Source organism: Ralstonia sp. SA306 (genome assembly GCF_054792405.1).
Genome location: NZ_CP096451.1, coordinates 508966 through 529436, shown reverse-complemented (window position 1 = coordinate 529436; position 20471 = coordinate 508966). Strand labels below are relative to the sequence as shown.

Below are 20471 nucleotides of genomic sequence, written 5' to 3'. Positions count from 1 at the left end.
GCGTACAATTTGGGCATGTCCGCCACCCCCACGTCATCACCTGAAACGAATCTGGATGCACGCTTGCCAGCCGATGAGGCCGGCATGCACGCGCTTGTGGCGCAGATCCGCTCCTGGGGTGCCGAACTCGGTTTCGATGCAATCCGCATCGCCGATGTCGACCTGTCGCACGCTGAAGAAGGGCTCCAGACATGGCTTGCGCAGGGGTTTCACGGTGACATGGATTATATGGCGAACCACGGCATGCTCCGCGCACGCCCGGCCGAACTTGTTGCCGGAACGGTACGCGCCATCGTCGCGCGGATGCCGTATCTGCCACATCTGGCCGATCCGCGAATGGCCGGCGGCGACTGGCGCACCATCGAGTGGGCCCGCCTGAGCCGCCCCGAAGTCGCGACTGTCTCGCTCTACGCACGCGGCCGCGACTATCACAAGGTACTGCGCCAACGCCTGCAGAAGCTGGCCGAAAAGATTGCGGGCGCCGTCGGGCCGTACGGCTTTCGCGTGTTCACCGATTCGGCACCGGTGCTGGAAGTCGCGCTGGCGACCAACGGCGGCCTGGGCTGGCGTGGCAAACACACGCTGCTGCTGGACCGCGATGCGGGCTCGATGTTCTTCCTCGGCGAAATCCTCGTCGACCTGCCGTTTCCCGTTGATCCACCCGTGGAGCCCCACTGCGGCAACTGCACGCGCTGCATCGACGTGTGCCCTACGCAGGCCATCGTCGCGCCGTACACGGTGGACGCACGCCGTTGCATCTCGTACCTGACCATCGAGCACAAGGGCAGCATCCCGGTCGACCTGCGCGCAGCGATGGGCAACCGCATATACGGCTGCGACGACTGCCAGCTCATCTGCCCATGGAACAAGTTTGCCGTGCCGGCCAACCTGCCCGACTTTGACGTGCGCAACGGCTTGGACGCGGCCACGCTGGCTGAGCTGTTCAACTGGACCGACGCCGAATTCAACCAGCGACTGGAAGGCAGTCCGATCCGCCGCATCGGGCACGAGCGCTGGCTGCGCAACATTGCCGTGGCGATCGGCAACGCACTGCGCGCCCCGCTGCCGGATACCACGCGCGCGCAACTGATTACCGCCTTGAAAGCACGCACCGATGACGCCTCGGAACTCGTGCGTGAACACGTGGCCTGGGCGCTGGCGCAGACGACGTGAGCGCTCGCTCGGGTTAGGCACGCCAACGCATCAGGACTGTGATGTGCCTTTAATCTGGCTTTCCAAGTTGCCACGCCGATTAGTTTAAAAACCAACAAAGTGCGTGTAGCACAAAACCACGAATACGTGCTTAACGCTCACGCCAGTGGGCCCTTATACCGCCTAGTACGCAAACGCTTGCGCATCAGGGCAGACACTAATTGTTTGCAAATAAAATATCGGGAAAATGGCGGCTTAATCTCAAACCGCCCATTTCGATGTTTTCCGCTCTTGTTCATCTCCGTTGCGCATTGCAGGTTGCTGTGCGTGCCCGTTCATCCAGGATGGCACGCGCGTGGCGCGGCGGCGTCATGGGCGCGATGCTCTGCGCCGCGTGCGCGAGCCCCGCATGGGCCACGGTGAACGTCGAGGGTGTGCCGTTCGACGACGCCGCCCGTGTGGCTGGCCGCGAACTGCTGCTCAATGGCACGGGCCTGCGTTCAGTGTTTGTCATCAAGGGCTATGTCGCAGGCTTGTACCTGCCCGAGCGTGCGAAGAACGCGGCGGTCATCCTCGGCATGAAGGGACCGAAGCGGCTGCAGATCCACCCGCTGCGTAATGTGGGCGCCGATACGTTCATCCACGCGCTGAACGACGGCATCCACCGCAACCAGACAGAAATTCAAATGCAGAGGCTGGCCGACCGTCTGACGCAGTTGGAAGACGCGATGCGCCAGATCGGCTCCACCAAGCGCGGCGACACCATCAACTTTGACTACGCGCCCGATGCCGGCACCACCATCAGCATCAATGGCGTGGCGCGCACCAAGGCCATCCCCGGCGAAGATTTCTACCAGGCTGTGCTCAGCATCTTCATCGGCAACAGCCCGGTCGACCGCGATCTGAAAAGCGGGCTGCTCGGAACCTGACAATCTGACGATTCGCTTTTCAGGGTTTCCCCGGTTGCCGCGTGGTTGGCGTGTGCGGTTGTGCTATTCAGCAGTTTCCCCACAAGAACGCAGAACGCACACCAAGCCACAAGGAGGAGGACGATGACCAAGGGACGACTGATCGCCAGCCTGATCGCAGCCGCTGGAACGCTGTTATGCGGGCCGGCGCTGGCCGACAACTACCCGGCCAAGCCGCTCAAGCTGATCATTCCGTTTCCGCCGGGCGGCACGACGGACATCGTGGGGCGCGGCGTGGCCGATCAGCTTTCCAAGGTGCTGGGCCAGGCCGTGGTAGTGGAAAACAAGGGCGGCGGCGGCGGTTCGATCGGCGCCGATGCCATCGCCAAGGCTGCGCCGGATGGCTACACGATCGGCATCGCCACCGTCTCCACGCATGCCGTCAACCCGGCGTGCAATGCGAAGCTTTCGTACGACCCGCTCAAGGATTTCAAGCCGATCACCAACCTGGCCACCGTGGCCAACGTGATTGCGGTCAACCCAACCTTTCCGGCCAAGAACTACAAGGAGTTTGTCGCGGCGCTGACGGCCAACCCCGGCAAATATTCATTCGCGACATCGGGCACCTGCGGCATCGGCCACATGCTGGGCGAAGAGTTCAAGGTGCTGACCAAAACGCAGATGGTCCATGTGCCATATCGGGGTGCAGGGCCGGCATTGAACGACGTGCTGGCCAATCAGGTGCCGATCATGGTCGACAACCTGCCCTCGTCCATGCAGTTCATCAAGAGCGGCAAGCTGCGGCCAATTGTGGTGGCGTGGAACAAGCGCATCGATAGCCTGCCCGACGTGCCCACCTTTGCCGAAGTCGGCCTGAAGGACGCAAATGACCCGGCGTGGTACGGACTTGTCGCGCCGGCCGGCACGCCCGACGACATCATCCGCAAGCTCAACGAAGCCTCGGTCAAGGCGCTGAAAGACCCAGGCCTGGTCGATCGATTCCGAGGTGCCGGTGCCGAGCCCGTCGGCAATACGCCGCAGCAATACACGGCCGAGATCAAGCGTGAATTCGACAAAATGCGCACGCTGGTCAAGCAGCAGAACATCAAGCTGGATCAGTAACGCTGCCCGCCTGGGGCCTGTGCTAGATTCGCAGGATTGTTTTTGAGCGCCGGCCCCGCCATGCCATCCCCTTTCGACGCCGTTCTGGAAGCGCCTTTCGGCAAGCTGGGCGTGCGCGTGGCCGAAGGCGCCCTGCGTGAACTCGTCTACCTGCCCGAAAGCACGCCCCTCGTCGATTCATCAGACGCGTTGATCGCCAGACTGGCCCGCCAGCTCGAGGCGTACTACAGCGACCCACGCGCGACTTTCGATATCCCGCTCGCCCCCGCCGGCACCGATTTCCAGCACCGCGTGTGGCGGGCCATCAGCGCCATCCCATGCGGCAGCGTCATCACCTACGGCACCATCGCGCAACAGATCGGCAGCGTGCCGCGCGCGGTGGGCCAGGCATGCGGTGACAACTGGTTCCCGATCCTCATCCCTTGCCACCGCGTGGTGAGCGCGTCCGGCATCGGCGGGTTTTCGCACCACACGGATGGCTACCTGCTGAACATCAAGCACTGGCTGCTGCGCCACGAAGGCGTGATGCTGATATGAGAAAGGCTGCACTGAAAGACGCCGAAGCGCCAGCCTTGCCGCCACAAAGCGCAGATGCCATCCAGCGCTTTTGCGACGCGCTGTGGCTGGAAGATGGCCTCGCTCGCAATACGCTCGATGCGTACCGGCGCGACCTGACGCTCTACGCGCATTGGCTGGCCGAGCGCAGCAAGTCCATCGCCGAAACCGAAGACGGCGACCTGGCCGATTACTTTGCCGCACGCCATGCCGAGAGTCGCGCATCGTCTGCCAACCGGCGCCGCACCGTGTTCAAGCGCTTCTTCCAGTGGGCACTGCGCGAGCACGTTGTGAGCACCGATCCGTCGCGCCTGCTGCCGACGGCCAAGCAACCGCCGCGCTTTCCGAAGACGCTGTCCGAAACGCAAGTCGAGGCGCTCATCAACGCGCCGGATGTGGACACGCCGCTCGGCCTACGCGACCGCGCGATGATCGAGCTGATGTATGCGAGCGGGCTGCGCGTGTCGGAAATCGTCGCGCTGAAAACGGTGGAAGTCGGCCTGAACGAAGGTGTGGTGCGCGTGGTTGGCGGCAAAGGCGGCAAGGATCGTCTGGTGCCGTTTGGCGCCGAAGCCAGCGATTGGCTGCGGCGGTACCTGCAGGATCGTCAAACGGGTCGCACGGCGCTGCTCGGCGAGCGTACGACTGACGCGCTATTCGTCACCACGCGCGGCGAAGGCATGACGCGCCAGGCGTTCTGGTATCTCATCAAGCGCTACGCGCTGCTGGCCGACATTCACGCGCCGCTGTCGCCGCACACGCTGCGGCACGCGTTTGCCACGCACCTGCTCAACCACGGCGCAGACTTGCGCGTGGTGCAGATGCTGCTCGGCCACGCGGATATTTCCACCACGCAGATCTACACCCACGTCGCGCGCGAGCGGCTGCGCACGTTGCATGCGCAGCACCATCCGCGCGGATAGCGATCGTTCTTCCCTGCCCCGTATGAGCAAGTCCAAGCACGTTTCCGAGACGCCCGCCACGCAGTACCTCAAGGCGCATGGCGTGGCCTTTACTGAACACACCTATGACTACGTCGACAAGGGCGGCACGACCGAATCATCCCGCCAACTCGGCGTGGACGAACACGCCGTCGTCAAGACGCTGGTCATGGAAGACGAGCACGCCAAGCCGCTCATCGTGCTGATGCACGGCGATTGCTCCGTCTCCACCAAGAACCTCGCGCGGCAGACCGGCCGCAAGAGCGTGCAGCCGTGCAAGCCCGAGGTAGCGCAGCGGCATAGCGGCTACCTCGTCGGGGGCACGTCGCCGTTTGGCGTGCGTAAGGCGATGCCGGTGTATGTGGAGGCGAGCGTGCTGGAGCTGGAGCGCATCTATATCAACGGGGGGCGGCGCGGCTTTCTCGTGAGCCTGGCGCCCAGCGTGCTGACGTCGGTGCTGAACGCGCAGCCCGTCAATTGTGCAAACCCCGATTGAAACGAACGCCGCCGCTGGGGCACGCTTGCGACCACGCTACAATCCCGCAGCCTGATTTCTCACATTCCATATGTCACCAGTCGCAACCGTCATTTTTGCCGTAGCCGCCTACCTGATCGGCTCGATTTCGTTTGCCGTGGTGGTCAGCCGCGCGATGGGTCTGGCGGACCCGCGCACCTACGGCTCGGGCAACCCCGGCGCCACCAACGTGCTGCGCTCGGGCAACAAGAAGGCGGCCATCCTCACGCTGCTCGGTGATGCGGCCAAGGGCTGGCTGGCGGTGTGGCTGGCGCTATTCCTGGCGCCGCGCTTTGGCGTAGATGAGACCGGCATCGCGCTGGTGGTGATCGCCGTGTTCCTGGGTCACCTGTATCCGGTGTTCCATCGCTTTGCGGGCGGCAAGGGCGTCGCCACGGCGGCGGGCATTCTCCTGGCGCTGAACGTGTGGCTTGGGCTGGCAACGCTGGCTACGTGGCTCATCATCGCCGTGTTCTTCCGCTACTCGTCGCTGGCGGCGCTGGTGTCGGCGGTGTTCGCACCGTTCTTCTACGTGCTGATGAACGGCTTCGACTGGATTGCCGGTGCGGTTGGGCTGATGGCGGTGCTGCTCATCGCGCGCCACCGCGCCAATATCGCCAAGCTGCTGGCCGGCAAGGAAAGCCGCATCGGCGAGAAGAAAAAAGCCGCTTAATTGCGCAACTCGGCGCGCACCGAATGCGCGCGCCGATGTTCGCCTGGCGGTCGGCCCGTGTGCCGCCGGATCAACCGTCGGAAGGCGGACATGTCCTGATAGCCGCACTGCTCGGCAATCGTCGTCAGGCTCAGCGTGCTGACTTCCAGCAGGTGGCACGCGCGTTCCACGCGCAGCCGGTGCAGCAATTGCAGCGGCGACATCCCCACCGTTTTCGTGAAATGCCGCAGCAGCGTCCGCTCGCTGGTTGAGGCGACGGCAGCAAGTCTTCCGAGATCAAACGGTTCGTGCAGATGCTGCTGCAGATAACGCCGTGCGCGCAGCACGACGCTGTCGCGGATGGCTGGTTTGCTGCGCAGCCAGATGCCGATGGCCTCGCCGCGTGAGGGGTGGTCGAGCACCGTATTGCCCAGCGTGCGCGCGAGCCGCGCATCAGCCAGGCGTGCGACCACGCGGTGCATGAGCGCAACGCCATGCTCCATCGCCCGCGCGGTGATGACGTTGCCGCTGCTGACGATGGCCTGCGCCGGCGCGGCTTTCAAATGCGGAAAGTAGCCCTGCACCCAACCTGCGATGAGCCATGTCACCGTCAACCGTTGGCCGGCGGGCAGCACGTCGGCCAGCATCGCCACACCTGTGAAGGATGACGCCACCAGCCGTCCTGCATCCAGATAACGGCGGATCGTGGCGCGTTCCACTTCCAGCAAGGCCAGACGCTGCTCCAGCGTGCCGATGTGGTCGAAATGCAGCGGGGGGACGATCAACGCATCACCGAGCTGCGTGTCGTCTTCCGGTAGTGCGTCACAAGGGCACGCGAGCGTTTCTGCCGCAGCCTGCCAACGCGACGGGTCCCGCGCAATGAGTCGCCAGCCGAACACCGGCGTCTTGGCGGCATCGGCCCGCTTGCCCGCCTGCATGGAGGCCAGCGCATTGGCCACGCCAAGCGTGTCGGCAGCGGTCGCCAACGTGGAAAAGGCGACGTCGGGATAGGTCAGCAGGTCGATTCTGGGCATGCGCGAGTATAGGCGCGGGCTGCAATCCGCGTGGCGATATCGACCCCAACTTTGGCGGGAATACCTCTTTCGAATAGGACTGGCCCGATTGACGATGCGGCGACGGCTGCGCGCAGACGCAACCGCCCATAACAACACCGACATCAGGAGACAACGCACGATGCAGCGATTCATGCAGGGATTCGCATTGCGCGCCACGCTTGTCACGGCCGCGCTTGCGGCGCTGGCCGGCTGCGCCAGCACAGACAGCGGCTGGGCCACGCCTTCGGACACCGGCCTTTCGGCCGAAATCAGCCGCACCCGCTTCGGCATTCCGCACATCCGGGCCAACGACTACGCCAGCCTCGGCTTCGGGATGGCCTATGCCTATGCGCAGGACAACGTGTGCCTGCTCGCCGACCAGGTCGTCACCGTCAACGGCGAGCGCTCGAAGACATTCGGGCCGGACGGCACCGTCGTGGTGTCGTTCAAGCCGGTGCCCAACACGCAAGCCGACGCTTTCTTCAAGAGTGCGTTTGATGAAGCTGGCCTGCGCGCTGGCTATGCACAGATGTCGCCTGAAGCGCGCGAGCTGCTGCGCGGCTACATCGCGGGCTACAACCGCTATCTGAAAGACACGCCGGCCGCGAACCGCCCGGCAGCCTGCCGCAATGCGGAATGGGTGCGCCCGCTTACAGTGGCCGACATGATGCTGATGGGCGAAGAGAAGGCCATCCAGGCCAGCGCGGGCGCCATGCTGGCGAGCATCGTCGCCGCGCAGCCGCCGGGCGGCGCGCCTGCCTCAGCGGTCGTTCCACCGCATGCCGTCGACACCGCTACACTCGACCGCGACCTGCAACTGCGCGACATGCCGATCGGCTCCAACGGCTGGGCCTTCGGCAAGGCCGCCACCGATAACGGTCGGGGTGTGCTGCTCGGCAACCCGCACTTCCCGTGGACGACCACCAACCGCTTCTACCAGGTCCACCTGACCGTGCCGGGCAAGCTGGACGTGATGGGCGCGTCGATTGCCGCGTTCCCCGTCGTCAGCATCGGCTTCAACAAAGACGTGGCATGGACGCACACCGTTTCCACCGGCCGCCGCTTCACGCTGTTCGAACTGAAGCTTGCCGAGGGCGATCCGACCACCTACCTGATCGACGGCAAGCCGCACAAGATGACCACGCGCACCGTGGCCTTTGACGTGAAGCTGCCGGACGGCCGCATCGAGCATCGCACCCACACCTTCTACAACACGGTGTACGGGCCGGTGCTGTCGATGCCGGCCGGCGGCATGCCGTGGACCACACAGAAGGCCTACACGCTACGCGACGTCAATCGCAACAACACGCGCTCCATCGATACGTGGCTGCATATCGCGCAGGCCAAGGACGTGGCGGGCATCCGGCAGGCCATCAGCAACCTCGGCATCCCCTGGGTGAACACCATTGCCACCGACCGCAACGGCCGTGCGCTGTTTGCCGACGTTTCAACCACGCCGGATGTGTCGGCTGAAGCGCTCAAGCGTTGTGCGCCCTCTCCGCTGGCCGACAAGCTCTTCAAGGGCGTGGGCTTGGTGCTGCTCGATGGCTCACGCAGTGCGTGCAACTGGCGGGTCGATCCGGCGTCGCCGGTGCCAGGCTTGGTGGCCCCCGCACGCATGCCGGTGCTGGAGCGCGATGACTACGTCGCGAACAGCAACGACAGCTCGTGGCTAAGCAATCCGGCGCAGAAGCTGACGGGCTTCTCGCCGGTGATGGGCTCGACCGACGTGCCGCAACGCCTGCGCACCCGCATCGGCCTGATCGAGATCGAGCGCCGCCTCGCCGGCACCGACGGGCTGCCCGGCAACAAGGTCAACCTGCCGAACCTGCAGGCGATGATCTTCCGCGATGCCAACCTCGCCGGCCACCTCGTGCGCGACGATCTACTGGCCGCCTGCAAGGCCACGGCCAACCTCGATGCCGATGTGCGCGACGGCTGCGCTGCCCTCGCGCAATGGAACCTCACGGACAACGTCGACGCCCGCGCCGCGCACCTGTTCCGCGAGTTCTGGATGCGCGCCAAGGACATCCCCCATGTCTACGCGGTCGACTTCAACCCGGCTGATCCGATCCACACACCGCGCAACCTGCGCATGAGCGATGCAACCGTGCGCACGGCCGTGTTCAAAACGTTGAAAGATGCCGTGGGCGCCGTCCGCACCGCCGGCTTTGCGCTGGATGCGCCGCTGGGCACTGTCCAAGCGGCCCACGCGCCGGGCGGCGACATCGCCCTGCATGGCGGCGAGGAATACGAAGGCGTGCTGAACAAGCTGCAAAGCACGCCGATCGGGCCGAAGGGCTTGCAGGTGTATTTCGGCACCAGCTACATCCAGACCGTCACGTTCGACGATCAGGGCCCCGTGGCCGATGCGCTTCTGACCTACGGTGAATCGACCGATCCGGCATCGCCGCATGCGTTCGACCAGATGCGCGAGTTCGCTGCCAAGCGCTGGAACCGGCTGCCGTTCTCGGAAGCCGCCATCGCCGCGGATCCTGCACTCAAGGTGACCAAGCTGTCGCAGTGAGGTTTTGCCGCTGCAAATGCAAACGCCCCGCTCGTGCGGGGCGTTTTGCTTGGAAGCGCGACGGGCTCAGTCGCGGAAGTTATTGAAATCCAGCGGCGTGTCGCTCACGTCCTTGCGCAGCATGGCAATCACGCTTTGCAGGTCATCCCGCTTGGCGCCGGTCACACGCACCGCATCGCCCTGAATGCTTGCCTGCACCTTGATCTTGCTGTCCTTGATCGTCTTGACGATCTTCTTGGCCAGGTCGCCAGAGACACCCTTCTTGATCTTGACGACCTGCTTCATCTTGTCGCCGCCGATTTTCTGCTTGTCCTGGTAGTCAAGGAAGCGCACGTCGACGTTGCGCTTGGCGAGCTTGTTCATCAGCACATCGTTCACCTGGCCGATCTTGAAATCGTCATCGGCAAACAAGGTCAGTTCCTGCTCCTTGTGCTCGACCCGGGAGTCCGAGCCCTTGAAGTCGAATCGCGTCGAAATCTCTTTGTTGGCCTGTTCCACGGCGTTCTTCACTTCCACCATGTTGGCTTCGCATACCACGTCAAACGACGGCATCGTGTTCTCCTTGCAGACTTGAATTCGGGTTGCTGCGGCGCCTCGCTGCGGGTGCCGCGTGTGCCATGGCTTCTATAATCTCGGCTTTCCCAGCAGATTTGGCGCCATGGCGTTGCTCGACACGCATTATCCCCTAGGCCAGCACAACACGTTCCGTTTTGAGGCCACCGCCCGCTACGCCGCGCACGTGCGCACGCCGGAAGACATTCCCGCCGCGCTGGCCGACCCGCGCGTGCAGGGCCTGCCTGTTCTGGTGCTGGGTGGCGGCAGCAACGTCGTGCTCACGCGCGATTTCGAAGGCCTCGTGCTGCTGATGGAGATTCCGGGCATCGCCGCCGGCCAAAGCACGGTCGAGGGCCGCGAAGTCCACACCGTCACCGCAGGCGGCGGCGAATCGTGGCACGGCCTGGTGGCTCACACCGTCTCCCATGGCTTGCCTGGGCTGGAAAACCTCGCACTGATTCCCGGTACGGTGGGCGCGGCCCCCATCCAGAACATCGGCGCATACGGCGTCGAGATCAAGGACCGCTTCCACTCCCTGTGCGCATACGACCGCCACGCCGGCGAGTTCGTCACCCTTACCGCCGCCGATTGCGCCTTTGGCTACCGCGACAGCGTCTTCAAACGCGCCGGTGCCGATCGCTACGTCATCACCGAGGTGACCTTCGCCCTGCCGGTCGACTGGCAGCCCGACACGCACTACGCCGAACTCGCACGCGAGCTGGCCGCGCAAAACATCGCCAGTCCGACTGCGCAGGACATCTTCGATGCGGTGGTCACTATCCGCCGCCGCAAGCTACCCGACCCGGCGGAGATCGGCAACGCGGGCAGCTTCTTCAAGAACCCCATCGTCGATGCCGCTACGCGCGATGCGCTGGTTGCGCGCTTCCCGAATCTGGTCGGATATGCACAGCCGAACGGCACCTACAAGCTTGCCGCCGGCTGGTTGATCGATCAATGCGGCTTCAAGGGTCGGCAGAGCGGCGCTGTGGGCGTGTATGAGAAGCAGGCGCTGGTGCTGGTGCACCGTGGCGGCGGCAGCGCGGTCCAGTTGATGACGCTGGCGCGCGAGATCCAGGACGCGGTTCATACGCGCTTTGGCGTACGCATCGAACCCGAACCCGTGGTGGTGTAAATAGCCCGGCGGACGGCTTCTTGAGAGCCTTGCGCCACATCCCGTCCGTCTGGACCCGGCCTGCCGCTCGCTTGACGTACCCGCGGTCGACCCAATAGCCTAAAATGGCTGGTTTGTCCCTACGACTTCCCTTTTCGCGCTCCATTTCATGACCACCGAAACCTTTGACGGCGTCCGCCTGACCACCAAGGCCAATGTGTACTTTGACGGAAAGTGCGTCAGCCACAGCTTTACCCTGCCCGACGGCACCAAGAAGTCCGTGGGCGTGGTGCTGCCGGCCACGCTGACCTTCGGGACAGCCGCAGCCGAGATCATGGAGTGCGTGGGCGGTTCGTGCGAATACAAGCTCGACGGCTCCGATGAGTGGAAGACGTCCGGCGCCGGCGAAAGCTTCCAGGTTCCGGCCAACTCGAAGTTCGACATTCGGGTGACCGAGGCCTACCACTACATCTGCCACTATGCCTAAGCGCGCCTAAGCGCCAGCAGCGATCATCTGAAGAGAAAGAGTATGGAAACCATCCTGCAACACGTTCCCGTCGGCCAGAAGGTCGGCATTGCCTTCTCCGGCGGTCTCGACACCAGCGCCGCGCTGCGCTGGATGAAGAACAAAGGCGCCCTGCCGTACGCCTACACCGCCAATCTCGGCCAGCCCGACGAGGAAGACTACGATGCCATCCCGCGCAAGGCCATGGAGTACGGTGCAGAGAAGGCTCGCCTGATCGAGTGCCGCCCGCAACTTGCCAATGAAGGCATTGCCGCCATCCAGGCCGGCGCCTTCCACATCAGCACCGGCGGCATCACGTACTTCAACACCACGCCGCTGGGCCGCGCCGTAACCGGCACCATGCTGGTCGCTGCCATGAAGGAAGACGACGTCAACATCTGGGGCGACGGCTCGACCTTCAAGGGCAACGACATCGAGCGCTTCTACCGCTACGGCCTGCTGACCAACCCGGCACTGAAAATCTACAAGCCCTGGCTGGACCAGGCCTTCATCGACGAGCTGGGCGGCCGCGCCGAAATGTCGGCCTTCATGACCAAGGAAGGTTTCGGCTACAAGATGAGCGCCGAAAAAGCCTACTCGACGGACAGCAACATGCTGGGCGCCACGCATGAGGCCAAGGACCTGGAGCACCTGAACAGCGGCATCCGCATCGTCAACCCGATCATGGGTGTGGCGTTCTGGAAGCCGGAAGTCGAGGTCAAGGCGGAAGAAGTGTCGGTCACCTTCGACGAAGGCCGTCCGGTCGCCGTCAACGGCCGCGAAATCGCCGACCCGGTGGAGATGTTCCTGGAGCTGAATCGCATCGGCGGCCGCCACGGCCTGGGCATGAGCGATCAGATCGAAAACCGCATCATCGAAGCCAAGAGCCGCGGCATCTACGAAGCCCCGGGCATGGCGCTGCTGCACATCGCCTACGAGCGCCTGGTGACCGGCATCCACAACGAAGACACCATCGAGCAGTACCGCATCAACGGCCTGCGCCTGGGCCGTCTGCTGTACCAGGGCCGCTGGTTCGATCCGCAGGCCATCATGCTGCGCGAAACCGCCCAGCGCTGGGTGGCCCGCGCCGTGACCGGCACCGTCACGCTGGAACTGCGCCGCGGCAACGACTACTCGATCCTGAACACCGAATCGCCGAACCTGACCTACGCACCTGAGCGTCTGTCGATGGAGAAGGTTGAAGACGCACCGTTCAGCCCCGCCGACCGCATCGGCCAACTGACCATGCGCAACCTGGACCTGATGGACACGCGCGACAAGCTGTCGATCTACTCGAAGGCCGGCCTGCTGTCGCTTGGTACCGCCAACGCACTGCCCCAGCTCGACGGCGGCAAGAAGTAACCGCCTGCCGCTTCAAGGCAAAAAGGCCGCTCCGACGTCAATCGGAGCGGCCTTTTTCATGGCTGCGGGCTTGGCCGCTGGGCTCAATAGCGCCCGCAGAGCAGGTATTCCATCAGCGCCTTCTGCACGTGCAGGCGGTTTTCCGCCTCATCCCACACAACGCTCTGCTTGCCGTCGATGACGGCCGCCTCGACTTCCTCGCCGCGGTGCGCGGGCAGGCAGTGCATGAACAGCGCATCCGGTTGCGCGCGCTGCATCATCGCCTCGGTGACCATCCAGTCGCCGAAGGCTTTCTTGCGCGCTTCGTTCTCGGCTTCGTAGCCCATGCTGGTCCACACGTCGGTGGTCACCAGGTGCGCGCCATCGCAGGCTTCAAGCGGGCTTTCGAACACATGCACGAACGGCAAAGCGGAATCAGCCACCATGGCCGGATCAAGCTGATAGCCCTTCGGTGCAGAAAAATGGAAGCGGAAGCCGAGAATCTCAGCCGCCTGGATCCACGTGTACGCCATGTTGTTGGCATCGCCCACCCACGTGACGGTCTTGCCCTTGATGGGCCCACGCTGTTCGATGAAGGTGAAGATGTCGGCCAGCACCTGGCACGGGTGATATTCGTTGGTCAGCCCGTTGATGACCGGCACGCGCGAATGCGCGGCAAAACGTTCGATGATCTCCTGCCCGAAGGTGCGGATCATGATGATGTCAGTCATGCGGGAGATGACCTGCGCGGCGTCTTCAATCGGCTCACCGCGCCCCAGTTGGGAATCGCGCGTGTTCAGGAAGACCGCGTGGCCGCCGAGCTGGTGAATGCCGGCTTCGAACGACAGGCGCGTACGCGTGGAATTCTTCTCGAAGATCATGGCCAGCGTGCGGTCGTGCAGCGGGTGCCACGTCTCGTAGTTCTTGAACTTGGCCTTGAGGATCGCGGAACGGTCCAGCAGGTATTCGTACTCTTCCAGCGAAAAGTCCTTGAACTGCAGGTAGTGCTTGATCGAGCTTGGTGGGTTCATAAAACAACGAAGGCGGCCTGCAGATGACGCACCGGGAACATCCCGTTGCACGTCGCCCTAGCCGCCTTGCCTGTTGAAGATTCAGTCCATCATACGGGATCGCCACCGGTTTGGCGAGTTTCACACCCCGCGGGCCCGCTACCACAAAGGCTCGGGTGAAAGGCCGATGAAAGTCTTATATAAGATATAATACTGGCTGCTTCGGATGCCCTGACCGCCCGCAAACCGGTACGACAAGCCGGTCCGTCCGGTTCATGAATCGGCAACCAGGCAGGCGCATCATCCGCACCACAAGTGCACCCCGCTCGAACGTTGCGGCACCCGCACGGTCGAAGTCGTTTGCAAATCTCCACAGCCCCACGCAGTCCATGGCAGCCAACCCTCGCCAATTCTTTATCCAGGGCGTCACCCGCGACGGAAAGACCTTCCGCCCGAGCGACTGGGCCGATCGGCTGTGCGGTGTGATGGCGCAGTTCCGCCCCGCCGGTGATACCGGAGACCCCCGCTTCACCTACTCCCCCTATGTGCGCCCGGTCATGTCAGGCGGCATCCGCAGCGTCTTCGTCGACGAGCGCCTGCGCGACATCGAGCCCAAAGCGCTGGATTTCGTGCTGAACTTCGCGAACGACAACAATCTGCAGCTCGTGGAAGCCTGCATCCTGCCCGAAGGCGGCACGCCCGCGAAAAGCTAGTTTTCCCAGGTCCATCCGATGCCGCGCCTCGCCCATGGGGGCGCGCGCAGAATGCAAAAAGCCCGTCCAAAGACGGGCTTTTTTTTATCGTCGGAGCGCGACATTGCGTGCCGCGCCATGCCGGCCTAGCCGGCATCACCCGAACTTAGGCAGCCATTGCCTTGATGGCAGCGGACAGACGCGACTTGGCGCGTGCAGCCTTGTTCTTGTGGACGATCTTCTTGTCAGCGATGCTGTCGATCGTGCTTTGGGCGGTCTTGAATGCAGCAGCGGCTGCAGTCTTGTCGCCAGCGGCCACGGCCTTGCGGACGCCCTTGATTGCAGTACGCAGACGCGAGCGCAGAGCCGAGTTGTGAGCGTTCTGAACGACGGCTTGGCGTGCGCGCTTGCGTGCTTGTGCGGTGTTTGCCATGGAAAAATCCCTGAAGAAACGGTAGCAAGCGCCCCGGGAGACACGGAAGGCCGAAGCGCGCAAATTGGTGAAAGACGGCAATTATACGCAGACTTCTGCGCCCAACGCAAACCCTGTTGTGAAATCGCCCGGATGACCGCAGTTTGCGGCTTTTGCGGCACTTTTGGGCGCATGACGAGCCGGTCCCTATAATACGGCCGCAATTGTGCCCTCCGGTCACGTCTGTCACGCCGGGCGCGAACCCCGCATGGCGCCGTCGGTCAGACCGCCATCGCCGTGTTTGCCTCCCAGACGGCGCCCAACCACGCATTCATCTTGAATCTCCTCAAAACACTCGCCACGATCAGCGGCCTGACGATGCTCTCGCGCATCACGGGGCTCATTCGCGAGACGCTGATCGCCCGCGCCTTCGGTGCCTCGGTTTACACCGATGCCTTCAACGTCGCCTTCCGCATCCCGAACCTGCTGCGTCGTCTTTCGGCGGAGGGCGCGTTCTCGCAAGCGTTCGTGCCGATCCTGGGCGAATTCAAGAACCGGCAGGGGGAGGCCGAAACACGCGCACTGGTCGACTCCGTGGCCACGGTGATGACGTGGTTCCTGGTGATCATTTCGGCGCTGGGCGTGATCGGCGCGCCGTTGATCGTCACCGCTGTCGCGACGGGCTTCAAGGCGCACGAGAACCAAGCCTATATCTCGGCGATCTTCATGACGCGCGTGATGTTTCCGTACATCGGGCTCGTGTCGTTGGTGGCGCTGGCGTCGGGCATTCTGAATACGTGGCGGCAATTTGCGGTGCCCGCTTTCACGCCGGTGCTGCTGAACCTGTCGTTCATCGTGGCCGCGGTGTTTGTGGCGCCATATCTTGAAACGCCCATCTACGCCCAGGCCTATGCGGTGGTGGTGGGCGGCATCCTGCAGCTGGCCATTCAGATTCCGTCATTACGCCGTGTGGGCATGCTGCCGCGCGTGTCGTTCAACGTGCGAGCAGCGTGGCACCACCCGGGCGTGCGGCGCGTGCTCAAGCAGATGTTGCCGGCCACGCTGTCGGTGTCGGTCGCGCAGATCAGCCTGATCATCAACACCAACATTGCATCGCGCCTGCCGACGGGCAGCGTGTCGTGGCTGAACTACGCAGACCGGCTGATGGAATTCCCGACCGCACTGCTGGGCGTGGCGCTCGGGACGATCCTGCTGCCAAGCCTGTCGAAGGCAAGCGCCGACAACAACCGTGAAGAGTACTCGTCGCTGCTCGACTGGGGCCTGCGGCTGACGGTGCTGCTGGCAGTGCCGTCGGCAGTGGGGCTGTTCGTGTTTGGCGCACCACTCACGGCCACGCTGTTCCACTACGGCAAATTCACCGGCATGGACGTCGAGATGACGCGTCAGGCGCTGACGTCGTACGGCGTGGGGCTGATCGGGCTGATCGTCATCAAGATCCTGGCGCCAGGCTTCTATGCGCGGCAGGACATCCGCACGCCGGTGAAGATCGCGCTGGTGGTGCTGGTGGCGACCCAGCTGTCCAACTATGTCTTCGTGCCGATTCTCGGACACGCGGGGCTGGCGCTGTCGATCAGCTTTGGCGCGACGATCAATGCGGCGCTGCTGTTCTTTGGCCTGCGGCGGCGCGGCTATTACCACCCGCTGCCGGGCTGGGGGCTGTTCCTCGCGCAGGTGATGTCAGCCGTACTGCTGCTGGCGGGCGTGCTGCTGTGGCTTGCCCACAATTTTGATTGGGTCGGACTGGGCGCCAAACCGCTCGTGCGCATCGCGCTGCTGGGGGCAAGTCTGGTCCTGTGCGCGGTGGTCTATTTCGGTACACTGTGGCTCACTGGATTGAAGTTTTCCACGTTCCGAAAAAAGGCCATCTGATGACCACTAAAGTCCTCGATTATTTTTCGGCCCTGGTCGCGGACGACGACAGCATTCCCCTCACAGAAACCGCCCTGTCGATTGCGCAGGACGCGTATCCGGATCTGGACCTGCAGGCAGAGCTGGCCGCCATCGACGTGCTGGTCGCGCGGATCAAAAACCGCATCGCCGACGGCACGCCGGCCATCCAGCGCCTGCGCCTGCTCAATCAGTTCTTCTATCGCGAGCTGGGCTTCGGGCCCAATGCAAACGATTACTACGATCCCGATAACTCCTATCTGAATACCGTGCTGCAGAGCCGGCGCGGCATTCCGATCTCGTTGGCGGTGCTGCTGATGGAGATCGGCCAGCAGATTGGCCTGCCCCTCAAGGGCGTGTCTTTTCCCAACCACTTCCTGGTACGCATGAGCATTCCTGCAGGCGAGGTCGTGCTCGATCCGCTGACGGGGCAGACACTGTCGAAGGAAGAATTGCAGGACATGCTCGACCCGTACCTGGAGAAGGAAGGCATCGAAGACCCGAACTCGGTGCCGCTCGGGGTGTTCCTGCAGGTGGCCACGCACCGCGAGATCATCGCGCGCATGCTGCGCAATCTGAAGGCGATCTATCTGCAGGAATCGCGCTGGCAGCGCCTGCTGGCGGTGCAGCAGCGGTTGGTGATCCTGCTGCCCGATTCGATCGAGGAAGTGCGCGACCGGGGGTTGGCCTACGCCAACCTGGAGTGCTTCCGACCCGCGCTGGAAGACCTGGAAGCCTACGTGGACGCGCGGCCAGATGCAGCCGATACGGCCAAGCTCAAGGAGCGCATGCCAACGCTGCGCGCCATGAGCAAGAACCTGAACTGAGGCTTACTTCTGCGCGACGGCGCCGCGGCGGCGCTTGAGCAACTTCCACAGCCCGCCCAGCATCAGCGGCACAATCGCCGCGCCCAGACCGATCAGCACAATGGTGTTCAGATGCTCGCGGATGATGGGCACGTTGCCGAACAGGTCGCCGGTCAGCACCAACAAGCCGACCCACAGCACGGCGCCGATCATATTGAAGAGCTGGAACTTGGCAAACGTCATCTTCGACACTCCGGCCACGAACGGCGCGAACGTGCGCACCACCGGAATGAAGCGTGCCATCACCAGCATTTTGCCGCCATGGCGCTCGTAGAAGGCGTGTGTCCTAAGCAGCGCTTGGTGATCAAGGAATCGGATGTGACCGTCGAATACCTTGGGCCCGATCCACGAACCGACAAAATAGTTGACGGTATTGCCTGTTACCGCGGCAGTCACCAGCAGCACGATGAGCAGCCAGGCGTCCATCTGGCCCGTGGCGCACATCGCGCCAGCAATGAAGAGCAGCGTGTCGCCCGGCAGGAAGGGCAGCACAACCAACCCGGTCTCGGCAAAGACGATGGCGAACAGCAGCACGTAGACCCACGCGCCGTACTGCTGAATGAGCAGTCCCAACGATTTGTCGACATGCAGAACAATGTCGACCAGTTGCATCACGATATCCAAACCAACCCCCGATTGAGCAGCGGAGAATGATACCGGATGTCAATTAATTTTCCCCTTGCGCTTGCCGGGCTTGCGTCGGTGCGCCGCACAGGGCGTGACATTTATAATGCCGCGATGACTTCCGCCTCGACTTCCCGCCGCCCCATCCGCCCGCTTCCCGACCAGTTGATCAGCCAGATCGCAGCCGGCGAGGTGGTGGAACGGCCGGCATCCGTCGTCAAGGAGCTGCTGGAAAACGCGCTGGATGCCGGCGCCACGCAGCTTCAGATCAAGCTGGAGGAAGGCGGCGTGCGGCGCATTGCCATCACCGACAATGGCGGCGGCATTCCGGCGGGCGAACTGCCCGTCGCGCTGATGCGGCATGCGACCAGCAAGATCGGCTCGCTTGAAGAGCTGGAATCTGTAGCGACGCTGGGGTTTCGAGGCGAGGCGCTGGCCTCGATTGCCTCGGTGGCGGAACTGACGCTCACGTCGCGCACAGCGAACGACGCTCACGCCACGCAAATCATTGCGCAAACCGGGCGGGCGCAGCCAGCTTCGGGCGGCGTCGGCACCACGGTCGATGTGCAGCATCTGTACTTCAACACGCCGGCGCGCCGCAAATTCCTGAAGACGGAGCAGACCGAGCTGGGCCACTGCATGGAGGTCATCCGCCGCACCGCGCTAGCGCGGCCCGACGTGGCCATCTCCGTGCATCACAACGGCAAGCCGCTGGAGCATTGGAACGCCACGCAGGCGGATTCACGCTCGGCGGCCGTGCTTGGCGCCGACTTCGCGCGCGCGCGCCTGCCTTTCGAAGAATCAGCCGGCGAGCTGCGCCTGTTCGGCTTTGCCGGCCTGCCAACCGCCTCGCGCGGCCGGGCGGATCATCAGTTTTTCTACGTCAACGGCCGCTTCGTGCGCGACCGCCTGCTCACGCACGCGGTGCGCAGCGCCTATGAAGACGTGCTGCACGGCGACCGTTTCCCCGCCTACGTGCTGTGCCTGGAGTTGCCGCCCGAAGCGGTGGACGTGAACGTGCATCCATCCAAGATCGAGGTGCGCTTTCGCGACAGCCGCGCGGTGCACCAGTTTGTCTATCACGCGGTACAACGCGCGCTGTCCCGCCACGCCGGTGAACAGGGCGACAGCCTGCGCACCGACATCGCCGATGCGCCCGAGATTGCTGGGGTCGCGACCGCGCCCTCGCCTGCCGACAACACCACGCGTTGGATCAACCAGATGGCCGCGCGGCAGACGTCGCTCGGCATTGCGCAGCCGCGTGCGGAATACCTGTCAATGATGCGCGGCGATAGCGCGCCCATGCCGTCCAGCCGCCCCGCGTGGATGACCGATGTGCCGAGCGCCGCAACGTTATTCGACGGCGGCACCGCGATCGGGCAAGCGCCTGCCGTTGCAGAACCGCCCGCTGCGCCACAGGTCGATGACGACGATGCTTATCCGCTGGGCTTTGCCGTGGCTCAGTTGCACGGCATCTACGTGCTGGCGCAGAACACGCGCGGCATGGTGCTCGTCGACATGCATGCCGCGCACGAGCGCATCCTCTACGAACAGCTCAAGACCGCGCTGGAAACCCAACGCGTCGAAGTGCAGCCGCTGCTGATTCCGGTCACGTTTGCCGCAAGCCCGGTGGAGATCGGCACCGCGGAGGAATTTCGCGACACGCTCACGCTGCTCGGCTTCGATATCTCCGCCGTGTCGCCCACCACGCTGGCCGTGCGATCGGTGCCAACGCTGCTGCAGAAGGCGGATGCGCAGGCGCTCGCGCGCGACGTGCTGCGCGATCTGCAGGCCTACGGCGGCTCGCGCGTGCTGGCCGAACGCCAGAACGAGCTGCTCGCCACGCTGGCGTGCCACTCTGCAGTGCGCGCCAACCGCCGCCTGAACCTGGACGAGATGAACGCACTGCTGCGCCAGATGGAAGCCACCGAACGCGCCGACCAGTGCAACCACGGCCGCCCGACGTGGATCCAGTTGACCGTGGCGGACCTGGATCGCCTGTTCCTGCGCGGTCAATAACC

The 20471-nt window shown here is 63.8% G+C and carries 20 protein-coding genes; 15 read left to right on the top strand and 5 right to left on the bottom strand.

The window, feature by feature from the left end; translation table 11 throughout:
- The first annotated feature begins 15 nt into the window (after positions 1-15).
- The 7 genes from queG (at position 16) to plsY (ending at position 5865) form a co-directional block, all read left to right on the top strand.
- A complete protein-coding gene (gene queG, locus M1D44_RS02510) occupies positions 16-1173 on the top strand; it encodes a tRNA epoxyqueuosine(34) reductase QueG (RefSeq protein ID WP_316684160.1) in 1158 nt (385 codons plus the stop codon).
- Positions 1174-1430: 257 nt separating this feature from the next.
- A complete protein-coding gene (locus M1D44_RS02505; RefSeq protein WP_024974886.1) occupies positions 1431-2081 on the top strand; it encodes a chalcone isomerase family protein in 651 nt (216 codons plus the stop codon).
- A gap of 123 nt (positions 2082-2204) precedes the next feature.
- A complete protein-coding gene (locus tag M1D44_RS02500; protein ID WP_112183803.1) occupies positions 2205-3182 on the top strand; it encodes a tripartite tricarboxylate transporter substrate binding protein BugE in 978 nt (325 codons plus the stop codon).
- Between the two features lie 60 nt (positions 3183-3242).
- Positions 3243-3719 (top strand): methylated-DNA--[protein]-cysteine S-methyltransferase, encoded by a 477-nt coding sequence (locus M1D44_RS02495; protein WP_024974884.1) that lies wholly within the window; start codon positions 3243-3245, stop codon positions 3717-3719.
- Positions 3716-4660 carry a site-specific tyrosine recombinase XerD gene (gene xerD / locus M1D44_RS02490; protein WP_024974883.1) on the top strand — a complete coding sequence of 315 codons (945 nt, stop codon included), beginning with the start codon at positions 3716-3718 and terminating at the stop codon, positions 4658-4660. The genes M1D44_RS02495 and xerD overlap by 4 nt, the downstream gene beginning before the upstream one ends.
- Positions 4661-4682: 22 nt before the next feature.
- The gene (ybaK, locus tag M1D44_RS02485; protein ID WP_024974882.1) at positions 4683-5174 is read left to right on the top strand and encodes a Cys-tRNA(Pro) deacylase; all 492 of its coding nucleotides are present in this window, start codon (positions 4683-4685) and stop codon (positions 5172-5174) included.
- A gap of 70 nt (positions 5175-5244) precedes the next feature.
- Positions 5245-5865 carry a glycerol-3-phosphate 1-O-acyltransferase PlsY gene (plsY, locus tag M1D44_RS02480; RefSeq protein WP_024974881.1) on the top strand — a complete coding sequence of 207 codons (621 nt, stop codon included), beginning with the start codon at positions 5245-5247 and terminating at the stop codon, positions 5863-5865.
- Here the strand turns inward: plsY and M1D44_RS02475 are convergent.
- On the bottom strand, positions 5862-6878 hold the full coding sequence (locus M1D44_RS02475) for a GlxA family transcriptional regulator (protein ID WP_024974880.1): 1017 nt from the start codon (positions 6876-6878) through the stop codon (positions 5862-5864). The genes plsY and M1D44_RS02475 overlap by 4 nt on opposite strands.
- Positions 6879-7038: 160 nt before the next feature.
- On the opposite strand from M1D44_RS02475, the gene M1D44_RS02470 reads away from it, so the two are divergent.
- Positions 7039-9426, top strand: a complete 2388-nt coding sequence (locus M1D44_RS02470; RefSeq protein ID WP_316853073.1) for an acylase — start codon at positions 7039-7041, stop codon at positions 9424-9426.
- 66 nt (positions 9427-9492) lie between these two features.
- On the opposite strand, the gene M1D44_RS02465 is transcribed toward M1D44_RS02470, so the two are convergent.
- Positions 9493-9978, bottom strand: coding sequence for a YajQ family cyclic di-GMP-binding protein (locus tag M1D44_RS02465; protein WP_009241389.1), 486 nt, complete (start codon positions 9976-9978; stop codon positions 9493-9495).
- A gap of 106 nt (positions 9979-10084) precedes the next feature.
- On the opposite strand from M1D44_RS02465, the gene murB reads away from it, so the two are divergent.
- From murB to argG, 3 genes are all read left to right on the top strand, one after another.
- Complete coding sequence (gene murB / locus M1D44_RS02460) at positions 10085-11113, top strand: UDP-N-acetylmuramate dehydrogenase (protein ID WP_024974878.1); 1029 nt, start codon at positions 10085-10087, stop codon at positions 11111-11113.
- Positions 11114-11261: 148 nt separating this feature from the next.
- Positions 11262-11579, top strand: coding sequence for a pyrimidine/purine nucleoside phosphorylase (ppnP, locus tag M1D44_RS02455; protein ID WP_024974877.1), 318 nt, complete (start codon positions 11262-11264; stop codon positions 11577-11579).
- Positions 11580-11621: 42 nt separating this feature from the next.
- Entirely contained in the window at positions 11622-12959 is a 1338-nt protein-coding gene (argG, locus tag M1D44_RS02450; RefSeq protein WP_024974876.1) for an argininosuccinate synthase, read from the top strand.
- 83 nt (positions 12960-13042) lie between these two features.
- Here the strand turns inward: argG and argF are convergent, their stop codons facing one another.
- Complete coding sequence (gene argF, locus M1D44_RS02445; protein ID WP_024974875.1) at positions 13043-13969, bottom strand: ornithine carbamoyltransferase; 927 nt, start codon at positions 13967-13969, stop codon at positions 13043-13045.
- Between the two features lie 368 nt (positions 13970-14337).
- On the opposite strand from argF, the gene M1D44_RS02440 reads away from it, so the two are divergent.
- Positions 14338-14661 carry a DUF3579 domain-containing protein gene (locus M1D44_RS02440; RefSeq protein ID WP_316684166.1) on the top strand — a complete coding sequence of 108 codons (324 nt, stop codon included), beginning with the start codon at positions 14338-14340 and terminating at the stop codon, positions 14659-14661.
- Positions 14662-14806: 145 nt separating this feature from the next.
- Here M1D44_RS02440 and rpsT read toward each other — a convergent pair whose 3' ends face one another.
- Entirely contained in the window at positions 14807-15073 is a 267-nt protein-coding gene (gene rpsT, locus M1D44_RS02435; RefSeq protein ID WP_004631753.1) for a 30S ribosomal protein S20, read from the bottom strand.
- 315 nt (positions 15074-15388) lie between these two features.
- Here rpsT and murJ point away from each other — a divergent pair, with 315 nt between their 5' ends.
- Complete coding sequence (murJ, locus tag M1D44_RS02430; RefSeq protein WP_037031472.1) at positions 15389-16942, top strand: murein biosynthesis integral membrane protein MurJ; 1554 nt, start codon at positions 15389-15391, stop codon at positions 16940-16942.
- Complete coding sequence (locus tag M1D44_RS02425) at positions 16942-17787, top strand: SirB1 family protein (RefSeq protein ID WP_316853072.1); 846 nt, start codon at positions 16942-16944, stop codon at positions 17785-17787. Before murJ ends, M1D44_RS02425 begins: the two co-directional genes overlap by 1 nt.
- Positions 17788-17790: 3 nt before the next feature.
- Here M1D44_RS02425 and M1D44_RS02420 read toward each other — a convergent pair whose 3' ends face one another.
- Positions 17791-18438 carry a VTT domain-containing protein gene (locus tag M1D44_RS02420; RefSeq protein WP_037031467.1) on the bottom strand — a complete coding sequence of 216 codons (648 nt, stop codon included), beginning with the start codon at positions 18436-18438 and terminating at the stop codon, positions 17791-17793.
- Positions 18439-18564: 126 nt separating this feature from the next.
- On the opposite strand from M1D44_RS02420, the gene mutL reads away from it, so the two are divergent.
- Positions 18565-20469, top strand: a complete 1905-nt coding sequence (gene mutL / locus M1D44_RS02415; protein WP_316853071.1) for a DNA mismatch repair endonuclease MutL — start codon at positions 18565-18567, stop codon at positions 20467-20469.
- The last annotated feature ends 2 nt before the right edge of the window (positions 20470-20471 follow it).

Excerpts from the sequence above, each read along its gene's own strand:
- ppnP (WP_024974877.1), top strand. The coding sequence starts at position 11,262 with ATGACCACCGAAACCTTTGACGGCGTCCGCCTGACCACCAAGGCCAAT.
- M1D44_RS02470 (WP_316853073.1), top strand. The coding sequence starts at position 7,039 with ATGCAGCGATTCATGCAGGGATTCGCATTGCGCGCCACGCTTGTCACG.
- M1D44_RS02475 (WP_024974880.1), bottom strand. The coding sequence starts at position 6,878 with ATGCCCAGAATCGACCTGCTGACCTATCCCGACGTCGCCTTTTCCACG.
- M1D44_RS02420 (WP_037031467.1), bottom strand. The coding sequence starts at position 18,438 with ATGCAACTGGTCGACATTGTTCTGCATGTCGACAAATCGTTGGGACTG.
- rpsT (WP_004631753.1), bottom strand. The coding sequence starts at position 15,073 with ATGGCAAACACCGCACAAGCACGCAAGCGCGCACGCCAAGCCGTCGTT.
- M1D44_RS02425 (WP_316853072.1), top strand. The coding sequence starts at position 16,942 with ATGACCACTAAAGTCCTCGATTATTTTTCGGCCCTGGTCGCGGACGAC.
- M1D44_RS02440 (WP_316684166.1), top strand. The coding sequence starts at position 14,338 with ATGGCAGCCAACCCTCGCCAATTCTTTATCCAGGGCGTCACCCGCGAC.
- M1D44_RS02505 (WP_024974886.1), top strand. The coding sequence starts at position 1,431 with ATGTTTTCCGCTCTTGTTCATCTCCGTTGCGCATTGCAGGTTGCTGTG.
- plsY (WP_024974881.1), top strand. The coding sequence starts at position 5,245 with ATGTCACCAGTCGCAACCGTCATTTTTGCCGTAGCCGCCTACCTGATC.
- ybaK (WP_024974882.1), top strand. The coding sequence starts at position 4,683 with ATGAGCAAGTCCAAGCACGTTTCCGAGACGCCCGCCACGCAGTACCTC.
- M1D44_RS02495 (WP_024974884.1), top strand. The coding sequence starts at position 3,243 with ATGCCATCCCCTTTCGACGCCGTTCTGGAAGCGCCTTTCGGCAAGCTG.
- M1D44_RS02465 (WP_009241389.1), bottom strand. The coding sequence starts at position 9,978 with ATGCCGTCGTTTGACGTGGTATGCGAAGCCAACATGGTGGAAGTGAAG.
- argF (WP_024974875.1), bottom strand. The coding sequence starts at position 13,969 with ATGAACCCACCAAGCTCGATCAAGCACTACCTGCAGTTCAAGGACTTT.
- queG (WP_316684160.1), top strand. The coding sequence starts at position 16 with ATGTCCGCCACCCCCACGTCATCACCTGAAACGAATCTGGATGCACGC.
- mutL (WP_316853071.1), top strand. The coding sequence starts at position 18,565 with ATGACTTCCGCCTCGACTTCCCGCCGCCCCATCCGCCCGCTTCCCGAC.
- argG (WP_024974876.1), top strand. The coding sequence starts at position 11,622 with ATGGAAACCATCCTGCAACACGTTCCCGTCGGCCAGAAGGTCGGCATT.
- M1D44_RS02500 (WP_112183803.1), top strand. The coding sequence starts at position 2,205 with ATGACCAAGGGACGACTGATCGCCAGCCTGATCGCAGCCGCTGGAACG.
- xerD (WP_024974883.1), top strand. The coding sequence starts at position 3,716 with ATGAGAAAGGCTGCACTGAAAGACGCCGAAGCGCCAGCCTTGCCGCCA.
- murB (WP_024974878.1), top strand. The coding sequence starts at position 10,085 with ATGGCGTTGCTCGACACGCATTATCCCCTAGGCCAGCACAACACGTTC.